The following is a 17,746-nucleotide window of genomic DNA, read 5'->3' as shown; positions in this document are numbered from 1 at the left end:
GGCGGCCTTTCAGGTGTTCCGGTGTTCCGTTATTCCGGTGGAGGTTTCAGGCTGCGGACGGCGCGTGCGGGGTGCGCAGATCCAGCCGCGGCAGCAGGAGTTCGGTGAGCGACTCCACCTGGGCCGGCACGTCGGTGCTGAGCGGCTCGATGGCCAGGTGCGTGGCCCCGGCTTCGGCGAACCGCCCGGCCAGGTCGGCGGCCTGCTCGGGCGAGCCGATCGCGGCGATGTCGCCCAGGTCGTCGACGCTCACCCCGCGCGGGGCGCTCTGGAACCAGCGCTCGCGGGCGTCGGCCCGCACGGCCTGCTGGTCGAGACCGACGTTGGTGTTGAGGAAGACGCAGATCTCCAGCGGGCCGGTGGCCTCCGGGCGCAGCTGCGCCCGGAGTTCGTAGAGCCGATCCACCCGCCGGCGCAACTGTTCCGGCGTCACGTTGAACGTCATCCAGCCCTCGCCCAGGCGGGCCACCCGGCCGAGCAGCCGGTCGAGCGTGACCGGCCCGGCGGTGGGGGAGGGGTTGGCCGCCACCCAGATCGGCAGTGGCCGCTGCACGAAGCCGGGGCCCAGGTCGAGATCGTCGACCTGGGTGAAGGTGCCGTGGAAAGACGTGGCGCCGTTGCTGACCTCCCGCAGGAAGGCGACCGCCTCCTCGAACCGGGCCACCTTCTCGGGGTAGTCCAGGCCGAACGTGCGCAGTTCGTTCTCGACCGCCTTGCCGGTGCCGTTGCCCGGGCAGGCGGCCAGCAGCATCCGGCCCTGCGAGAGCGCGTCCAGGTCGGCCCACTGCCGGGCCACGGTGACCGGGTGCCGGAACCCCAGCGAGGCCATGCAGCCCACGCCCAGCCGGGCCCGCCGGGTGCGGGCGGCGAGCGCGGCCAGCAGCACGCCCGAGTCCAGGAAGGGCAGGGCCATGATCGAGTCGGCCACCCACAGGGTGTCCCACTCGGGGCGGGCGTCGGCGTACTCGGCCAGGCGCAGGATGACGTCGTGGCCGTAGTTGGTGGGGCGGTGACGCACGGGCAGGACGAGCCCGGCGCTGAGGCCGGAGATGTTGCTGGTCAACGGGTCTCACTTCCGAAGCGGTGCAGGCGTACCTCGCGGGCCCGGGTCAGGTGCTCGATCATCGCGGCCCGGGCGTCCTCCGGGCGCCGGTCGCGGATCGCGGCCAGGATGCGCTCGTGCTCGTCCCGGGTCTGTTCCAGGTCGGGTGCGGTCTCGCGGGTGCCGCGGTCGTAGATGCGCAGCTGGGCGGTGAGGCGCTGCAGCAGGGTCTCGATGGTGCGGTTGTGCGAGGCCCGCCAGATGGTGGCGTGCCAGGCGGAGTGGGTGCTGCGCTCGGCGTCGGCCGCCTCTTGTCCGGCCGGCTCGTGCGCCGCCAGTTCGGTGTGCGCGGCCAGCACGGCGGCGTGCAGGTGGTCGAGGCGGGCCAGGTCGAGCTCGCCCCGGCGCTCGGCCGCCCCCGCGGCGGCCTGCCCCTCGAGCACGATCCGGGCCTCGTACACCTCGAGCACGTCTTCCGGGGTGCCCGAGCGCACCCGGTAGCCCCGGCCGGCCTTCTCGACCAGGCCCTCGTGCTCGAGCCGGGCCAGCGCCTCCCGCACCGGGGTGCGCGAGACCTTGTAGCGCTCGGCCAGGGGCACCTCCTGCAGCAACGCGGTGGCCCCGAACTCCCCGGCCAGGATGTCCGACCGGACCTGTTCGAACAGCGTGCCCGGGGCCGGGGCGTGGCCCTCGTCGGCAGCCGGGGAGGCCTTGGCGGGGGCGGTTCGGGCGGGCATGAGGCGCACTCCTCGGCGGCTGGTCAGCAGGCGGGCCAGAGCGGGCGGACGGTCGGGAACGGGCCGAGCATACCTGTGTATACATGGGCATGCGAACTTGTTGACATTCTCGACAGGATTGATTCAGTATTCGGAGGCGGCATCCTCGGCGCGGAGGTCGTCGCAGGTCAGGAGCGGTCCTGACACCAGGGCTGCCGACTCGTCGCCGGGGGCACCCCGGATGTGCGACGGTCCGCCGTCGCCTACCCCCCCTCGTTCCCCAGGAGCTCTCCGTGCAGACCGATCTTCGTCAGGACGCCCTCGGGCTGCCCTCGCGGTCTGTTCTGCACACCCTGGCGCGGCTGGTCCGGCAGAGCCCGCCCTCGGCCGGCGGGACCCGCCTGGTCGCCGTCGACGGACGCTCCGGCTCCGGCAAGTCCACCCTGGCCACCGACCTGTCCGCGGAACTGTCCGCGCCCCTGGTCCGCCTCGACGACCTCTACGAGGGCTGGGACGGTCTGCCCGGGGTGGGTGATCTCCTGCGGGAGTGGATCGCCGAGCCCCTGGCGGCCGGCGGCCAGGCCCGCTGGCGCCCCTACCGCTGGGACACCGCCACCCGCGACGAATGGCGCACTGTGCCGACGTCCTCTGTTCTGGTTCTCGAAGGTTGTGGGGCCGGAAGTGCCGCCCTGCGCGACCACCTGGCCCTGCTCGTCTGGGTCGAGGCGAGCGCCGACGTGCGTCTGCGCCGTCTGCGCGGGCGCCCCGACTGGACCGGCTACCGATGTCACCAGGCCCGCTGGGCCGCGGCCGAGCAGGCCCTGCTGGACCGCGAGAACACGCCCGGCCACGCCGACGTCGTCGTCCACAACGACTCCACCCCCGCCACCCTCACCTTCCCGGCTCCCACGCCCCCTACTCTGTAACGGACCTCACGATGACCAGTTCTCTGACCAGGCTGACCCGACGCAGCCTTTTGGCTGCTACCTTCACCGCCACCGTGTTCGCGGCGTCGGCCTGCGGCGGTTCCTCCTCGGCCTCCTCCGAGGCCGGCGAAGGTGGGCTCACCGAGGTCACGGTGGCCCTCAGCTGGACGCCGAACACCGACTACACCGGCGTCTTCGCCGCCGACGAGCTGGGGTACTACAAGGACCAGGGCATCAAGCTCAAGGTCATTCCCTACTCCTCGACCGCGCCGGAGACCCTGGTGGCGCACGGGCAGGCCGACTTCGGCTTCTCGTACCAGGCCGGGGTGACCTACGCCCGGGCCGCCGGCCAGGACGTGGTGGCGGTGTACGCGCCGAACCGCAAGGGCACCTACGCCATCTCGGTGAGCGCCGACCGAGACGACATCCAGAGCCCGAAGGACCTGGACGGCAAGACCTACGCCGGGTTCGGCTCGCCGGACGAGGGCCCGCTGCTGAAGTACGTGATCCAGCACGACGGCGGCAAGGGCGACTTCAAGAGCATCGCCCTGGACACCTCGGCGTACCAGGCCGTCTACAGCAAGAAGGCCGACTTCACGATCCCGGTGGTGACCTGGGAGGGTGTCGAGGCCGAGCGCTCGGGCAAGCCGCTGAAGAACTTCGCCCCCACCGACTACGGCTTCCCCGACCAGTACTCGGTGCTGCTCGCCTCGGGCCAGAAGTACCTGGACGCCAACCCCGAGGTGGCCAAGAAGTTCCTGGCCGCCACGGCCAAGGGCTACAGCTACGCCGCGGACGAGCCGGACAAGGCCGCCGACCTGCTCGTGCAGGCGAACAAGGCGCAGCTGAGCGATGCGGAACTGGTGCGGGCCAGCCAGAACCTGCTGGCCTCCGAGGGGTACCTGAACACCGAAGCGGGCCACGTCGGGGTCCAGGACGAGGAGTTCTGGAAGAACTACGGCTCGTTCCTGTACGAGAACGGCCTGCTCACCGACTCCGACGGCAAGGCCCTCACCGCCGAGCCGGACTGGACCACCTACTACAGCAACGACTACCTGGCGAGCGGGAACTGATGAGCGCACGACTGCGTGTGGTGCTGGAATACCTGCACCCATGGACGAATTCGGCCGGCTTCTTCGTGGCCAGTCACCAGGGCTGGTTCGCCCAGGAGGGGCTGGACGTCGAACTGACGGTGGCCGACCCCTCGCGGGGTGACTCGCTGGCCTACCTCTCCCGCTACGAGGCCGATTTCGCGGTCTTCCCCAGCAACCGGCTGCTGGTGCGCCGGGCCGCGCACGAGCCGCTGAAGGCGGTCGCGGCGATCAACCACCGCGGGATGGAGACCATCCTCACCACCACCGCGACCGGTATCACCCGGCCGCGTGAGCTGGAGGGGCGCCGGCTGGCCCTGAACCCGACGCCCCGGGGCCTGGCCATGGTGCGTCACCTGGTCGAGGCCGACGGTGGTGACTTCGACCGCGTGGTCGTGGTGAACAGCGGCGCCCGGGAACTGCTGGCCGACGACGTGGCGGCCGGCGAGGTGGACGCCACCTTCGGCAACTACTGGGCCTGGGACGCGCTGCTCGGCCGGCTTCCCTTGGAGGACCGGGTGATCTGGCCGGTCGACGACATCGGGGCCCCGCCGTACCACAGCTACCTGCTCGGCACCCAGGAGTCGACCCTGCAGCGCAACCCGGTGCTGGTGCGCTCGCTGCTGGCCATCGTCGAGCGCGGCTACCTGGCCGCCCGCGACGAACCGGGCCTGGCCCTGGAGGCTTTCGAGCGGTACGTGCCGTACTTCCCGCGCGAGACCCTGCGCGCCTCGCTGGAGCTCATCACGCCCACGTGGTTCCACGAGGGCCGCTGGGGGCAGGTGCGCGCCGAGCTGGTCCAGCCGTATGCCCAGTGGCTGGCCGACTACGGCGTCCTGCCCAGCGCCGCGGGCTGGGAGGACTCGTTCACCGACGAGTTCCTGCCCAGCCAGGTGGGAATCGCAGCGGCATGACCGGCTTGCGGGTTCCCCGGGCGGGCGTGGTCGTGCCGCCGGTACTGCTGGTGCTGTTGCTCCTGGCCGTCTGGGAGGTCTACGCGGCCACCGCCGGGCCCGGCCCGGACGTGCTGCCCACCCCCTCGCGGGTGGTCGAGCAGGGCTGGGCCGACCGGGAGAACCTGCTGGCCAACACCTGGCCCACGCTGCGCGCCACGGTGATCGGGCTGCTGCTGTCGATCCTGGTCGGGTTCGCCTTCGCGGTGCTGGTCGATCTGTCCAGCCTGGCCCGGAGGGCGGTGCTGCCGGTGCTCGTGGTCAGCCAGACCCTGCCCCTGGTGGCGCTGGCGCCGCTGGTGATCGTCTGGTTCGGGTTCGGCCAGTTCCCCAAGATCCTGCTCATCGTGTTCGTCAACTTCTTCGCCACCACACTGAGTTTCGTGGAGGGGTTCCGCTCGGCCGACCCGGACAGCGTGGCCCTGCTGCGCTCGATGGGGGCCGGGCGGTGGCGGGTGTTCCGCACCGTGCGGCTGCCCTCGGCCCTGCCCTACTTCATGGCCGGTCTGCGGATCGCGATCACCTACTCGGTGGTCTCGGCGATCTTCGCCGAGTACGCCGGGGCGGAGGCCGGGCTCGGCGTGTACATGCAGTTCGCCAAGAACACCTTCCGCACCGACCTGGTGCTGGCCGCGGTCGGGGTCACCGCCGCGGTGACCCTGCTGCTGTTCGGCCTCAGCTACCTGATCGAGCGGCTCGCCCTGCCCTGGGCCCATCTCGTCCGTGCCGGGGAGGCGCAGTCATGAACGCTCTGAGCATCAGCGGCCTCGACGTCACCCTCGGCGGTCTGCCGGTGGTCCGCGGCCTGGAACTGCACGCCGAGCCGGGGGAGTTCGTCTCCATCCTGGGGCCCAGCGGCAGCGGCAAGAGCACCACGTTCGGGGTGCTCACCGGCGCCCTGAAGCCGGACGCCGGCGACGTCCGGATCGAGGGGAACGAGCTGAACGGCAAGGCGTCCCGGGTGGCGTTCATGCCGCAGAAGGACGCGCTGCTGCCCTGGCGCACGGTGATGAACAACCTCACCCTCGGCCTGGAGGTGCGCGGCAGCAAGCGCGGCCCGGCCCGCGAGAAGGTCAGGCCACTGCTGGAGCCGTTCGGGCTGAAGGGGTTCGAGGACAAGTACCCGGCCCAGCTGTCCGGGGGCATGCGGCAGCGGGCCGCGCTGCTGCGCACGGTCGCCCAGGAGCAGCCGGTGCTGCTGCTGGACGAGCCGTTCGGGGCGCTGGACGCGCTGACCCGTTCGGAGATGCAGCGCTGGCTGGAGCAGATGTGGGAGCAGTACCGGTGGACGGTGCTGCTGATCACCCACGACGTGCGGGAGGCGCTGTACCTCTCCGACCGGGTGTACGTGTTCAGCCCGCGCCCGGCCCGGGTGGCGGCCGAGATCGTGGTCGACTTCCCCCGGCCGCGGACCCCCGAGCTGCTGGCCGATCCGGAGTTCGCCGCGCTGGAGGCCCAGCTGCTCAAGCAGCTGATCGGCTGAGCACGGCGACCTGCTCGCGGTGGCGGGTGGGCCGCTCTCCGCCCGCCGCCTCCAGCGAGTCCAGCGCCGCGCGGCCGGCCCGGCCTCCGGCGCCGGTGACCACGAGAGGACTGTCCTGGGACATTCGATCAGCTCCTGACTTCCGTGGTGTGCAGTTCGGTGGTGAGCAGGGGGAGGAGTTGATCGCCGAGGCGGGCCACCTCTTCCCGGTACGGGGTGTCGGACAGGATGAAGTGGGTGATGCCCAGCTCCCGGTAGCGGTGCAGGGCCTGGGCCACCTCGGTGGCCGAGCCGACCAGCCAGGTGCTGGCCGCGCCGCCGGCCCCGGCCGGGCCGGGGGCGGTGTACAGGCAGGAGTCGAGCACCTCGCCGCGCTCGGCCAGGTCGTACAGCCGGCGCTGGCCCACCGCGTGCTCGCGGTTGCCCTGCCACCAGGGCTCGGGCTCCTTGCCGCGCAGGGCGGCGACCCGGGCCTCGGCGTCGGCCCAGGCCTGCTCGCTGGTGTCGCGGACCAGCGTGGTGATGCGCAGCCCGAACTCCAGCGGAGCATGGCGGCGCCCGGCGCTGAGGCGGCGCAGGCGGTCGATGCGCTCGGCCAGGGCCTCCAGGGGCTCACCCCAGAACAACTGGACGTCGGCCTCGGCGGCCGCGACGCGTTCGGCGGCCTCGGAGGCGCCGCCGAAGTACAGCCGGGGTGCGGTCTGCGGGCGGAGGGCGAGGGACGACCTCGTGACCTGGTAGAAGCGGCCCTCGTGGGTCACCTCCGGCTCGTTCCACAGGCGGCGGACCACCTGCATGAACTCGGCGGTGCGGGCGTAGCGCTCGGGCGAGGCGGTGACGGCGTCGCCGTAGGCGGCCGGCTCGTCCAGCCCACTGACGATGTTGACCAGCAGCCGTCCGTTGCTGAGGCGGTCGAGAGTGGCTGCGGCCGAGGCGAAGTGGGCGGGGTCCCAGTAGCCGGGCCGGACCGCCACCAGGGGCCGGAACGTGGTGGTGCGGGCGGCCAGCGCGGTGGCCACGGTGAACGTGTCGGGCCGGCCCCAGCTGGTGCCCAGCAGGGCGCCGGACCAGCCGTGCCGCTCGGTGAGGCGGGCCAGGTCGGTGGAGTACTCCAGCGAGCCCCAGCCGTCGCCGGTGTCGTCGCCGCGGTGGCCGGGCTCCACCGTGTTCGGGATGTACCAAAGCAGTTCCGGGCCCATCGGTCTCCGATCCGTGCGAGCTGTCCGGCAGTACCGTTGAACCTACATTGTCTACAGAAATGATTGACAATGCGTGTCACGGAACGGACACTTGTGGTCATGAACCGCGGGCCGCTGTTGACGAAGGTGCGCTGGGTAGACCTGCTGAGGGTCTCCAGCGCCCGGTGTCGACCGTGCGTCCCGTCCCGTTGATCGTCTGAAATCTTCGGCCGGGCAGGGGAACAGCGCAGGCCGGTTCTTCGGCGGAGTGCCCCGGAACCGTCAGGCGTAACCCCGCCCGGCGTCTTCTTCACCCATCTTCACGCGCCTTTCACCAGGGGTGCGGTGGCCGGCGCGCCCTGATCGGTGGCCGGCCGTCCCATCTCCGCTCGTCCCACGAGGAGCCCGGGCATGACCGTGCACATTCCCTTCTTTTTGACCCTTCCCAGCAGCGCCCAGGACGAGCCCGGCCGGGCCGTCGCCCTGGCCCGCCAGGCCGAGTCCAGCGGCCTGCAGGCCGTCCTGGTCGACGGTCAGGATGCCGAGCCCACCACGCTGCTGGCCCGGCTCGCCGCCGTCACCGAGCGCATCGGGCTGATCGGCACCCTCTCGGCCGGCTACCACGACCCTCTCGAACTGGCCCGCCGCCTGGGAGATCTCGACTACCTCAGCGGAGGCCGGATCGGCTGGCGCGTCGCCGACGACACCGGTGCCGCGAACGGCCGCAACTTCGGCCTGCGCGAACTGCTCACCGCCGGGCAGCAGGCCCGTCGCCAGGCCTCTCTGGTGGAGTCGGTGGTGGCCCGCTGGGACGAACGCACGGAACTGCGCTCGCCGCAGGGCCGCCCGGTCCTGGTCGGTGGCGCCGACGTGGTCAGCGCCGACGTGGTGCTGCTGTCCGAGTCCGACGGGCGCCTGCCCGCCTCCCGCGGTGAGATCCGCTCCCGCACGGCCTTCCTCGGCCGCGGGCCGGACTCGGTGCTGGTGCTGGCGGAGGTCGTCACCGGTACCGGGGCCGGGCCCGACGCCGACCGGATCGAGGCCCTGGTGAAATCCGAGGACGTGGACGGCGTCAGCGTCGTCCCCCTCGACGCCGAGGCCTTCTTCGAGCAGCTCGTGCCCGAGCTGCGCGGCCGCGGCCTGATCGGCGCGCAGGCACCGTACGGGACGCTGCGGGGAAGTCTGGGCCTGGACGCCCCGGCCCCGGTCGTCCCGGCCGGGTTCGGGTTGTCGCTCGTCGGAAGCCGGTGAACGCGATGAGTCTCGTCGTCGTCCTCGACCTGGCCGTCGGTGACGGTCTCACCCTGCACCAGGCCGCCGAGGTGGCCGACGCCGCCCGCGACGCCGGGGTCTCGGCGATCCGGGTCAGTGACGGCCCGCCCGGGGAGCTGGCCCTGCTCGACGCCGGAGCGGTGGCCTCGTTCCTGGCCGCCCGCCATCCGGACCTGAACTGGATCGTGGACGCCCCGACCACCCACAACGCGCCCTACAACCTGGCCCGGCGGAGCATCGCCCTGAACCGGGCCACCGGCGGGCGGGCCGGCCTGGCGCTGCGGGCCGGAGACGGTGACGACGTCACCGAGACCCTGGCCGAGGACCTGCCCCGCCCCGGGCTGCCGGTGGACGTGGGCGGAGCCGCCCGGCCCCACCGCTGGACGGAGTACGCGCAGATCCTGGCCGGCCTGTGGGGGAGCGAGCCGGTCGACCACGACGGGCGCTTCTACCGGGTCGCCGCCGACCCGGTCGGAGAGGGGCGCCCGGTGCTGGTGGCCGACGCCCGCGACCACGTGAACTGGGTGGAGGCGGCCCGGCTGGCCGACGTGTTCGTGGTGCCCCGGATCGAGCTGGTCGACGGCGGCAACACCCGCCTGACCGACGCGGTGTGGCACTCCGGGCGCCGCCGCGACCAGATCACCCTGCTGGCCCGGGCCGGGATCGTGCGGGAGAACGGCCGCTCCACGGCGGCCGAACTGGGCCGCTGGGCCACCGCCCACGCCCTCGACGGCCTGGAACTGGCCACCACCGGTGGCCGCGACGAGCTGCTGGGAGTGCTGCGCTCGGTGGTGCCCCGGCTGGAACCGGTCACCGGCGCCACCCTGCGCGCGGCCCTCGGCCTGCCCGAAGGGGTCGTGGTGCCGGCGTGAAGTTCCTGCTCAGCACCCTGATCGTGCACGCCCCCGACCCGGTCACCGGGGTCCAGAAATCCACCTTCGACCGGTTCCGGGAGGTGATCGACAAGGCGCTGCTGGCCGAGGAACTCGGGTTCGACGGCTACGGCGTGGGCGAACGCCACGAGCGTCCGTTCATCTCCTCCTCCCCGACCGTGGTGCTCAGCCACCTGGCCGCACTGACCCGGCGGATCCGGCTGTTCACCACGGTGACCACGCTCAGCCTGCTCGACCCGGTGCGCGCCTACGAGGACTACGCCACGCTGGACCACCTCTCGCAGGGCCGGCTGGAGCTGATCATCGGCAAGGGCAACGGGGCCGCCCAGCGCGAGCTGTTCCAGGTGACCCCGGAGGACCAGTGGGAGCGCAACGCCGAGTCCTACGAGGTGTTCCGGCGGCTGTGGCGCCAGGACAAGGTCACCTACGACACCCGGTTCCGCCCACCTCTGCAGGAGGCCGAGGTCTGGCCCCGGCCCCTGCAGCAGCCGGTGCGGGTCTGGCACGGCAGCGCCACCAGCCGTGAATCGGTCGACCTGGCCGCGCGTTACGGCGATCCGCTGTTCTCCGCCAACGTCACCAACCCGATCGGGCCCTACGCCGAACTGATCGCCTACTACCGCGAGCGCTGGGCGCACTACGGGCACGACCCGGCCCGGGCGGCGGTGGGCTCGGGCACCGCCGGATATCACGCGGCCCACCGCTCGCAGGACGCGGTGGCCGCCTACGCCCCGGTCTTCGCCGGCTACCTGCAACTGCAGGAGAAGCTCGGCGTCGCACCGGTGTTCCCCACCCTCGAGGACTTCGTGGAGCGCAGCTCGGCCCTGGTCGGCAGCCCCCAGCAGGTGATCGAGAAGGTGCACCGCTACCACGAGCAGTTCGGCCACAGCGTGATCAACCTGTCCGCCGACGCCAACGGCCTGCCCGGCCACCAGCACCGGGCCGGCCTGGAGCTGTTCCAGGCCGAGATCGCCCCGGCCCTGCGCCACACCCTGCCCGACCCGCCCTGGGAGTGGGCCCCCGCCCGCCCCGCGGCAGAACAGGAGCTCGTCCCATGACCACCACCCCGCTGGGCATCCTCGACCTGGTCCCGATCTCCACCGGATCGACCGCGGCCAGGGCGATCCGCAACAGCACCGACCTGGCGCAGCGGGCCGAGCAGCTGGGTTACGCCCGCTTCTGGTTCGCCGAGCACCACCTCAACCCGGGCGTGGCCGGCACCTCGCCGGCCGTCCTGCTGGCCCTGGTCGCCGGGGCCACCTCGAGCATCCGGCTGGGCTCGGGCGCGGTGCAGATGGGCCACCGCACAGCCCTTTCCGTGGTGGAGGACTTCGGCCTGCTGGACGCGGTGCACCCGGGGCGTTTCGATCTCGGGCTGGGACGCAGCGGCGGGGCGCCGCGGGCGCCTCGCCAGGTGACCGACAAGACCCCGGTGGTGGACGGGAAGACCGCGAACGGCCTGGTGATCCCGCCGCCGTTCGACTTCCGGCCGCTGCTCGGCTCGCCGCGCTTCCTGCTGCAGAAGCAGTTGCTGGCCCAGCCGGGGGCGCACCCGCAGGACTACGACGAGCTCGTCGGCGACGTGCTGGCCCTGATCGAGGGCACCTACACCTCGGCCGAGGGCGAGCCGGGTCATGTGATCCCCGGTGAGGGCGCCGACCTGCAGCTGTGGGTGCTGGGCAGCAGCGGCGGCGAGAGCGCCGAGGTAGCCGGCGAGCGGGGCCTGCGCTTCGGGGCCAACTACCACGTGGCCCCCTCCAGCGTGCTCGAGGCGGTGGACGCCTACCGGGCGGCGTTCAAGCCCTCCACCGGCGTCTCCGGGCTGGACCGGCCCTACGTGACGGTCTCGGCCGACGTGGTGGTGGCCCCGCAGGAGGAGCAGGCCCGGGAACTGGCAGCCGGCTACGGCGCCTGGGTGCGCAGCATCCGCACGGCCGAGGGCGCCATCCAGTTCCCCACCCCCGAGGAGGCGGCCCAGCACGTCTGGAGCGACGCCGACCGGGCCCTGGTGCAGGACCGCCTCGACACCCAGTTCGTCGGCACCCCCGGCCAGGTCGCCGACCAGCTGGAGCGGCTGCGCGACGCCACCGGGGCGGACGAGCTGCTGATCACCACCATCACCCACGACCACGCCGACCGGGTGCGTTCCTACGAGCTGCTGGCCCAGGAGTGGCAGCGCCGCTGAGGCCGCCCGGCCCACCGACACAACTCGCAACTCATGGACGAGGAGTACCCCTTTCGTGGGAAGAACCCTGAAGCACGCCCTTGACCGGCGGGTCGTGACCGCCGGTCTGACCGTCTCCCTGCTGGCCCTGGCCGGTTGTGGTTCCGGCTCCGACGCCTCGGCCGAGGCGGCCGGGGGCGAGCCGGTCTCCGGCGGGACGCTGACCTTCGCCGTCGGCTCCGACACCGGCTGCGCCGACCCCCAGCAGGTGGCCAGCAACGACTCGATCTACTCGGTGCGCCAGCTGGTCGACTCCCTCACCGACCAGGACCCGGAGACCGGCGAGATCGTGCCCTGGCTGGCCGAGAGCTGGGAGATCAGCGACGACGCCCGCAGTTTCACCTTCCACCTGCGCGACGGGGTGACCTTCAGCGACGGCAGCGAGCTGACCGCCGAGGTGGTCAAGGCCAACTTCGACGCCGTCCCCGACCTGGGGCCGCTGGCCAACCTGGCCACCGGCTACCTCACCGGGGTGGAGAAGGTCACCGCCGAGGACCCGCAGACCCTGAACGTCACCTTCGCCCAGCCGAACGCCCAGTTCCTGCAGGCCACCTCGACCCACTCGCTCGGCGTGGTGTCCCTGGCCAGCACCGAGCTGAGCCCGCAGGAACGCTGCACCCAGGGCATCGTCGGCTCCGGGCCGTTCACCCTGGCCGAGTACGCCCCCAACCAGTCGGCCACCCTGCGCAAGCGCACCGGCTACGACTGGGGCTCCTCGCTGTGGAAGAAGAAGGGCGAGGCATACCTGGACGAGGTGGTGTTCAAGGTGCTGCCCGAGTCGGGGGTGCGCACCGGCAGCCTGCAGTCCGGGCAGGTCGACGCGATCGGCAACGTGGGCCGGGCCGACGAGGCGGCGCTCGAGGCCTCCGGGGCCACCCTGCAGGCCCGGGCCAACCCGGGGGCGGTCTTCAACCTCGGGGTGAACAACTCCCGGCCGGCCCTGTCCGACGAGAAGGTGCGCCAGGCCCTGCGTCAGGCGATCGACCGGCAGCAGGTCGCCGACACGGTGTTCAACACCGGCACCGAGCCGGCCACCAGCATCCTGGCCCGCACCACCCCCGGCTACACCGACCTGTCCGCCGAACTGGGCCACGACCCGGAGAAGGCCAAGACGCTGCTGGAGGAGGCCGGCTGGAAGGCCGGGGCCGACGGCATCCGCGAGAAGGCCGGACAGAAGCTCAGCCTCACCGTGGCCTGGTTCGCCAACTCGCCCACCAACCAGCCCGCCCTGGAACTGATCCAGCAGCAGCTGCGCGAGGTCGGCGTGGCGGTCGAGCTGAAGCAGTACGAGATCGCCCAGGGCGCCGAGGTGCAGCAGTCCGGCAACTTCGACCTGATGTGGGGCAACCTGACCCGCGCCGACCCGGACATCCTGCGCTCGCTGTACTCCACCGGGCTGGCCAACACCTACCGGATCCCGGCCACCGGTCTCGACGACACGCTGACCGACCAGGCCGGCACCGTGGACGAGGCCGCGCGCAAGGAACTGGTCGCCGGCGCGCAGGAGGCGATCGTGCAGAACGCGTTCGTCATCCCGGTGGTGGAGCTGCAGACCAAGCTCGGGATCGCGGCCGGTGTGCACGACCTGAACTTCGAGGCCTCCAGCCGGATCCAGCTGCACGACACCTGGCTGAGCGGGGGCGGGCAGGGATGAGCCGTTACGTACTCCGCCGGCTGGCACAGGCGGTCGGGGTGCTCTGGGCGGCCTACACCCTGTCGTTCTTCATCCTGGTGCTGCTGCCCGGTGACCCGGTCTCGGCGATGGCCGGGGCGGGCCTGGACTCCGCCCCGGTCGACCCGGCCCGGCTCGAGGCGCTGCGCGCCGAGTACGGGTTCGACCAGCCGGTGCCGGTGCAGTACGCCGAGCACCTGGGCCGGGCGCTGACCGGTGACCTGGGCGACTCGGTGGCCACCGGGCACCCGGTCACCGAGATGATCCTCGACGCCCTGCCCCAGACCCTGCTGCTCACCCTCAGCGCCCTGGCCCTGGCCGTGGTGTTCGGCGGCGGCCTGGCCCTGGCGGCCACCTACAGCTCCCGGCGGGGGGTGCGGCAGTTCCTGCTGTCGCTGCCCCCGCTGGGGGTCTCGGTACCGACCTTCTGGATCGGGCTGATGCTGGTGCAGTTCTTCTCGTTCCGGAACGCCTGGTTCCCGGCCTTCGGCAACGACGGCCTGCGCGGGCTGATCCTGCCCGCCATCACGCTGGCCGTGCCCACCGGGGCGCAGATCGCCCTGGTGCTGGCCAAGAGCCTGAGCACCACGCTGGACGAGCCGTACATCGAGACGGCCCGGGCCAAGGGCGCCGGGCGGGTGCACGTGCACCTGCGGCACGCCCTGCGCAACGCCTCGCTGCCGGCCCTGACCGTGGCCGGGCTGCTGGTCGGCGCGCTGATGGCCAACGCGGTGGTGGTGGAGACGGTGTTCTCCCGCAACGGCCTGGGCCGGGTCACCCAGGCCGCGGTCTCCGCCCAGGACATCCCCGTGGTGCAGGGCGTGGTGGTCTACGGGGCGCTGGTCTTCGTGGTGGTGAACCTGCTGGTCGACCTGGTCTACCCGGTGCTCGACCCGCGCATCGTGCTGGCCGGGCCCGCCACCCCCGGCGCCCCGAGGACGGTGACGGCATGACCGGCCAGATCCTCACCGAACCCCTCGGCACCACCACGGCACCCTCGGCCGAACCCGCCCCGGCCCGTCCCCTGGGAAGCCGCTCCCGACGCACCCTGACGTTCCTCGCCCGCAGGCCCGCACTCGTCCTTTCTCTGGTCGTGGTGGTTCTGGTGACCGTGGCCGCCTTCGCGCCGGGGGTGTTCACCGACACCGACCCCACCCGCGGCGTCCCCGAGGAGAACTTCCAGGCACCCGGCGCCGCGCACTGGTTCGGCACCGACAGCCTGGGCCGGGACCTGTTCGCCCGGATGGTGCACGGGGCGCAGCTGTCGCTGCGGGCCACCCTGATCGCGGTGCTGTTCGCCTTCGTGGTGGGCGGTCTGCTCGGCCTGGTGGCGGGTTTCGTCGGCCGCTGGGTGGACGACGTGATCATGCGGTTCGTGGACGTGGTGCTGTCCATCCCCACCCTGTTCCTGTCCCTGGCCGTGGTCACCGCCCTGGGCTACGGCACCACGAAGGTCGCGGTGGCGGTGGGGGTGGCCAACGTGGCCGGCTTCGCCCGGGTGATGCGGGCCGAGGTGCTGAAAGTACGCACCGCACTGTACGTCGAGGCCTCCCGCGGAGTCGGCGCCCGCTGGCCCACCGTCCTCGGGCGGCACGTGCTGCCCAACAGCCTGGGCCCGGTGCTGGTGCTCGCCACCCTCGAGTTCGGCACCTCGATCCTGGCCGTGTCCAGCCTGAGCTTCCTCGGCTACGGCGCCCCACCACCGGCCCCGGAGTGGGGGACGCTGATCTCCGACGGCCGCAACTACCTGGCCAACGCCTGGTGGCTGACCACCCTGCCCGGCCTGACCATCGCCGCCACGGTGTTGGCCACCAACCGGATCGCCCGCGCTCTCGAGACCGAGGTGAAGCAGTGGTGAGCCAACCGCTCCTGAGTATTCGCGACCTCGCGGTCTCCTACCGCACACGTTCCGGATCGGTGCCCGCGGTGCGGGGCATCGACCTGGAGGTGCACCCGGGCGAAACCGTTGCCGTGGTGGGTGAGTCGGGGTCGGGCAAGAGCACCACCGCCCACGCCGTCGTGCGGCTGCTGTCGGCCAACGCCCAGATCGACCACGGGGTGGTCGAGTTCGACGGGCAGGAACTGCAGAACGCTCCCGAGCGTGTGCTGCGCAGCGTGCGTGGAGCCGGGATCGGCCTGGTGCCGCAGGATCCGGCGGTCTCGCTGAATCCGGTCAAGCGTGTGGGTGAACAGGTCGCCGAGGTGCTGCGCCTGCACTCGGTGACCACCCGCAAGCAGGCCGCCGGGCGGGCGGTCGAGATCCTGGCCAAGGCCGGGCTTCCGGACCCGGCCACCCGGGCCCGGCAGTACCCGCACGAGCTGTCCGGCGGTATGCGGCAACGGGTGCTGATCGCCATCGCCATCGCGGCCGGCCCCCGGCTGATCATCGCCGACGAGCCGACCAGCGCCCTGGACGTGACCGTGCAGAAGGTGATCCTGGACCACCTGCAGCACCTGGTGGCCGAGTCGGGGGCGGCGGTGCTGCTGGTCACCCACGACCTGGCGGTGGCGGCGGACCGGGCCGACCGCATCGTGGTGATGTCGCAGGGACAGGTCGTCGAGACCGGCCCCACTGCAATGGTGATGGGCAACCCGCAGCACGAGTACACCCAGCGCCTGCTGAACAGTGCCCCCAGCCTGCGCCCGCCCCACCGGGCCGAACCCCGCGCCGGCGGCGGGCGCCTGCTCGAGGTCGAGAGCCTGGCCAAGGAGTTCCCGCTACCCCGAACCGCGGACGGCCCGAAGTCGGTGAAAGCCGTTGACGGCGTGAGCTTCTTCGTCGATCATGGCGAAACCCTGGCTCTGGTCGGGGAGTCCGGCTCGGGCAAGTCGACCACCGGGCGGCTGGCCCTGCGGCTGAGCGACCCGACCGCCGGGACCATCCGGTTCGACGGCGCCGACATCACCCACGCGGGAAAGAGCGTCACCCGGCAACTGCGGCGCCGGGCCCAGCTGGTGTACCAGAACCCCTACGCCTCGCTGGATCCCCGCTTCACCGTGGCCGAGATCATCGAGGAACCGCTGCGGGTGTTCAAGGTGGGCGACCGGGCCTCCCGCCGCGCCCGGGCCGGCGACCTGCTGGACCGGGTCGCCCTGCCGGGTTCCGTGCTCGAACGCCGCCCGGCGGAACTGTCCGGTGGGCAGCGGCAGCGGGTGGCGATCGCCCGGGCCCTGGCGCTCTCACCCGACCTGGTGGTCTGCGACGAGCCGGTCTCCGCCCTCGACGTCTCGGTGCAGGCACAGGTGCTCGACCTGCTGGTGCAGCTGCAGGCCGACACCGGGGTGGCCTACCTGTTCATCTCGCACGACCTGGCCGTGGTGCGGCAGCTGGCCCACCGGGTGGCGGTCATGCGCAACGGTCGCATCGTCGAGACCGCGCCCACAGAAGAACTTTTCACCCGTCCACAGCACGAGTACACCCGAGAGCTCCTGGCCGCGATCCCGGGCCGGGAGAACCAGATCCAAGGAGTGCAGGCATGAGTGCCCCCACCGTCGACGACCTCACTCACGAATGGCAGGAATGGCGCCGGGGCCGGGAGGCGTCGCTGTCGGACCCGCACGGCTTCCTGGCCGTCACCAGCCTGAACTGGCTGACCGAGGAACCGCAGCGGTTCCCGGACGCCCCGGGGGAGTGGTCGACCGGTCCCGAAGGCCCCACCGTGGTCCTCGGCCCCGACGAGAAGATCCTGGTGGACGGGGTGACCCGGATCGGGCGTCACGCGTTCGGGGTGATCCCCGAGCGCGACGGCATCGACGTGGTCTGGGGCGAGGCGGTGATCGAGGTGGCCCGGCGTGGCGGCTTCGACATCGTGCGGCCCCGCCACCCCGACAGCGCCCGGCTGCAGGCCTACACCAGCACCCCGGCCTACGAGCCGCAGCCGCGCTGGGTTCTCGAGGCCCGCTACCGGCCCTTCGACCAGCCTCGCCCGGTCAAGGTCGACGCCGCGGTGGAGGGGCTCGAGCACATCTACCAGGCGCCGGGTGAACTCAGCTTCGAGATCGACGGTCAGCCGCTGACTCTGACCGCCTTCGAGGGACGCACCCCGGGCAGTCTCCTGGTGCTGTTCACCGACGCCACCTCCGGCGTGACCACCTACGCAGCCAACCGCTCGCTCCCGGTGCCGGTGCCCGACGAAGACGGCCACGTCGTCCTTGATTTCAACCGGGCCGCCAACCTGCCCTGCGCCTACACCCCTCTCGCCACCTGCCCGCTGCCACCGCCGGAGAACCGCCTGCCGGTGGCGGTCGAGGCCGGCGAGAAGACCCCCCACCAGAACAACGAGATTTAGGACGAGG

The 17,746-nt window shown here is 72.1% G+C and carries 18 protein-coding genes; 14 read left to right on the top strand and 4 right to left on the bottom strand.

Features of this window, described 5'->3' with window-relative positions; all coding sequences use genetic code 11:
* Positions 1–46: 46 nt before the first annotated feature.
* Together QSK18_RS19560 and QSK18_RS19555 are read right to left on the bottom strand one after the other, a co-directional pair.
* The gene (locus QSK18_RS19560; protein ID WP_285621432.1) at positions 47–1,063 is read right to left on the bottom strand and encodes an LLM class flavin-dependent oxidoreductase; all 1,017 of its coding nucleotides are present in this window, start codon (positions 1,061–1,063) and stop codon (positions 47–49) included.
* Complete coding sequence (locus QSK18_RS19555; protein WP_285621429.1) at positions 1,060–1,779, bottom strand: GntR family transcriptional regulator; 720 nt, start codon at positions 1,777–1,779, stop codon at positions 1,060–1,062. Before QSK18_RS19555 ends, QSK18_RS19560 begins: the two co-directional genes overlap by 4 nt.
* A gap of 272 nt (positions 1,780–2,051) precedes the next feature.
* Between QSK18_RS19555 and QSK18_RS19550 the strand changes: the two genes are divergently transcribed.
* Genes QSK18_RS19550 through QSK18_RS19530 form a run of 5 tightly spaced genes read left to right on the top strand, consistent with a single transcriptional unit; the run spans position 2,052 to position 6,211 of the window.
* On the top strand, positions 2,052–2,684 hold the full coding sequence (locus QSK18_RS19550; protein WP_285621421.1) for a uridine kinase family protein: 633 nt from the start codon (positions 2,052–2,054) through the stop codon (positions 2,682–2,684).
* An 11-nt stretch (positions 2,685–2,695) separates the two neighbouring features.
* The gene (locus QSK18_RS19545) at positions 2,696–3,757 is read left to right on the top strand and encodes an ABC transporter substrate-binding protein (RefSeq protein WP_285621418.1); all 1,062 of its coding nucleotides are present in this window, start codon (positions 2,696–2,698) and stop codon (positions 3,755–3,757) included.
* Positions 3,757–4,689: an ABC transporter substrate-binding protein gene (locus tag QSK18_RS19540; RefSeq protein ID WP_285621415.1), complete on the top strand. Its 933-nt coding sequence runs from the start codon at positions 3,757–3,759 to the stop codon at positions 4,687–4,689. The genes QSK18_RS19545 and QSK18_RS19540 overlap by 1 nt, the downstream gene beginning before the upstream one ends.
* Positions 4,686–5,474 carry an ABC transporter permease gene (locus QSK18_RS19535; protein WP_285621413.1) on the top strand — a complete coding sequence of 263 codons (789 nt, stop codon included), beginning with the start codon at positions 4,686–4,688 and terminating at the stop codon, positions 5,472–5,474. Before QSK18_RS19540 ends, QSK18_RS19535 begins: the two co-directional genes overlap by 4 nt.
* Positions 5,471–6,211 carry an ABC transporter ATP-binding protein gene (locus tag QSK18_RS19530; protein ID WP_232809565.1) on the top strand — a complete coding sequence of 247 codons (741 nt, stop codon included), beginning with the start codon at positions 5,471–5,473 and terminating at the stop codon, positions 6,209–6,211. Before QSK18_RS19535 ends, QSK18_RS19530 begins: the two co-directional genes overlap by 4 nt.
* Here QSK18_RS19530 and QSK18_RS19525 read toward each other — a convergent pair.
* Together QSK18_RS19525 and QSK18_RS19520 are read right to left on the bottom strand one after the other, a co-directional pair.
* Positions 6,192–6,335 carry a hypothetical protein gene (locus QSK18_RS19525; RefSeq protein WP_285621410.1) on the bottom strand — a complete coding sequence of 48 codons (144 nt, stop codon included), beginning with the start codon at positions 6,333–6,335 and terminating at the stop codon, positions 6,192–6,194. The two genes, QSK18_RS19530 and QSK18_RS19525, sit on opposite strands and share 20 nt — an antisense overlap.
* Before the next feature lie 4 nt (positions 6,336–6,339).
* Positions 6,340–7,410, bottom strand: coding sequence for an LLM class flavin-dependent oxidoreductase (locus QSK18_RS19520; RefSeq protein ID WP_285621407.1), 1,071 nt, complete (start codon positions 7,408–7,410; stop codon positions 6,340–6,342).
* A 390-nt stretch (positions 7,411–7,800) separates the two neighbouring features.
* Here QSK18_RS19520 and QSK18_RS19515 point away from each other — a divergent pair, with 390 nt between their 5' ends.
* Genes QSK18_RS19515 through QSK18_RS19475 form a run of 9 tightly spaced genes read left to right on the top strand, consistent with a single transcriptional unit; the run spans position 7,801 to position 17,739 of the window.
* The gene (locus QSK18_RS19515; protein WP_232809568.1) at positions 7,801–8,640 is read left to right on the top strand and encodes an LLM class flavin-dependent oxidoreductase; all 840 of its coding nucleotides are present in this window, start codon (positions 7,801–7,803) and stop codon (positions 8,638–8,640) included.
* Positions 8,641–8,645: 5 nt separating this feature from the next.
* A complete protein-coding gene (locus QSK18_RS19510; protein WP_232809569.1) occupies positions 8,646–9,533 on the top strand; it encodes an LLM class flavin-dependent oxidoreductase in 888 nt (295 codons plus the stop codon).
* On the top strand, positions 9,530–10,612 hold the full coding sequence (locus tag QSK18_RS19505; protein WP_285621401.1) for an LLM class flavin-dependent oxidoreductase: 1,083 nt from the start codon (positions 9,530–9,532) through the stop codon (positions 10,610–10,612). Before QSK18_RS19510 ends, QSK18_RS19505 begins: the two co-directional genes overlap by 4 nt.
* Entirely contained in the window at positions 10,609–11,739 is a 1,131-nt protein-coding gene (locus QSK18_RS19500) for an LLM class flavin-dependent oxidoreductase (RefSeq protein WP_232809571.1), read from the top strand. Before QSK18_RS19505 ends, QSK18_RS19500 begins: the two co-directional genes overlap by 4 nt.
* Positions 11,740–11,794: 55 nt before the next feature.
* Positions 11,795–13,432: an ABC transporter substrate-binding protein gene (locus QSK18_RS19495; protein WP_285621397.1), complete on the top strand. Its 1,638-nt coding sequence runs from the start codon at positions 11,795–11,797 to the stop codon at positions 13,430–13,432.
* Positions 13,429–14,403, top strand: a complete 975-nt coding sequence (locus QSK18_RS19490; protein ID WP_285621394.1) for an ABC transporter permease — start codon at positions 13,429–13,431, stop codon at positions 14,401–14,403. The genes QSK18_RS19495 and QSK18_RS19490 overlap by 4 nt, the downstream gene beginning before the upstream one ends.
* Positions 14,400–15,308: an ABC transporter permease gene (locus QSK18_RS19485; RefSeq protein WP_232809574.1), complete on the top strand. Its 909-nt coding sequence runs from the start codon at positions 14,400–14,402 to the stop codon at positions 15,306–15,308. Before QSK18_RS19490 ends, QSK18_RS19485 begins: the two co-directional genes overlap by 4 nt.
* Positions 15,302–16,930, top strand: coding sequence for an ABC transporter ATP-binding protein (locus tag QSK18_RS19480; RefSeq protein WP_352396588.1), 1,629 nt, complete (start codon positions 15,302–15,304; stop codon positions 16,928–16,930). The genes QSK18_RS19485 and QSK18_RS19480 overlap by 7 nt, the downstream gene beginning before the upstream one ends.
* Positions 16,927–17,739: a DUF1684 domain-containing protein gene (locus tag QSK18_RS19475; RefSeq protein WP_285621389.1), complete on the top strand. Its 813-nt coding sequence runs from the start codon at positions 16,927–16,929 to the stop codon at positions 17,737–17,739. Before QSK18_RS19480 ends, QSK18_RS19475 begins: the two co-directional genes overlap by 4 nt.
* The last annotated feature ends 7 nt before the right edge of the window (positions 17,740–17,746 follow it).

The sequence above is a fragment of the Kineosporia sp. NBRC 101677 genome, assembly GCF_030269265.1.
GTDB lineage: Bacteria > Actinomycetota > Actinomycetes > Actinomycetales > Kineosporiaceae > Kineosporia > Kineosporia rhizophila.
Note: the sequence above shows the minus strand (reverse complement) of the source record. Positions and strands in the feature narration are given on the sequence as shown.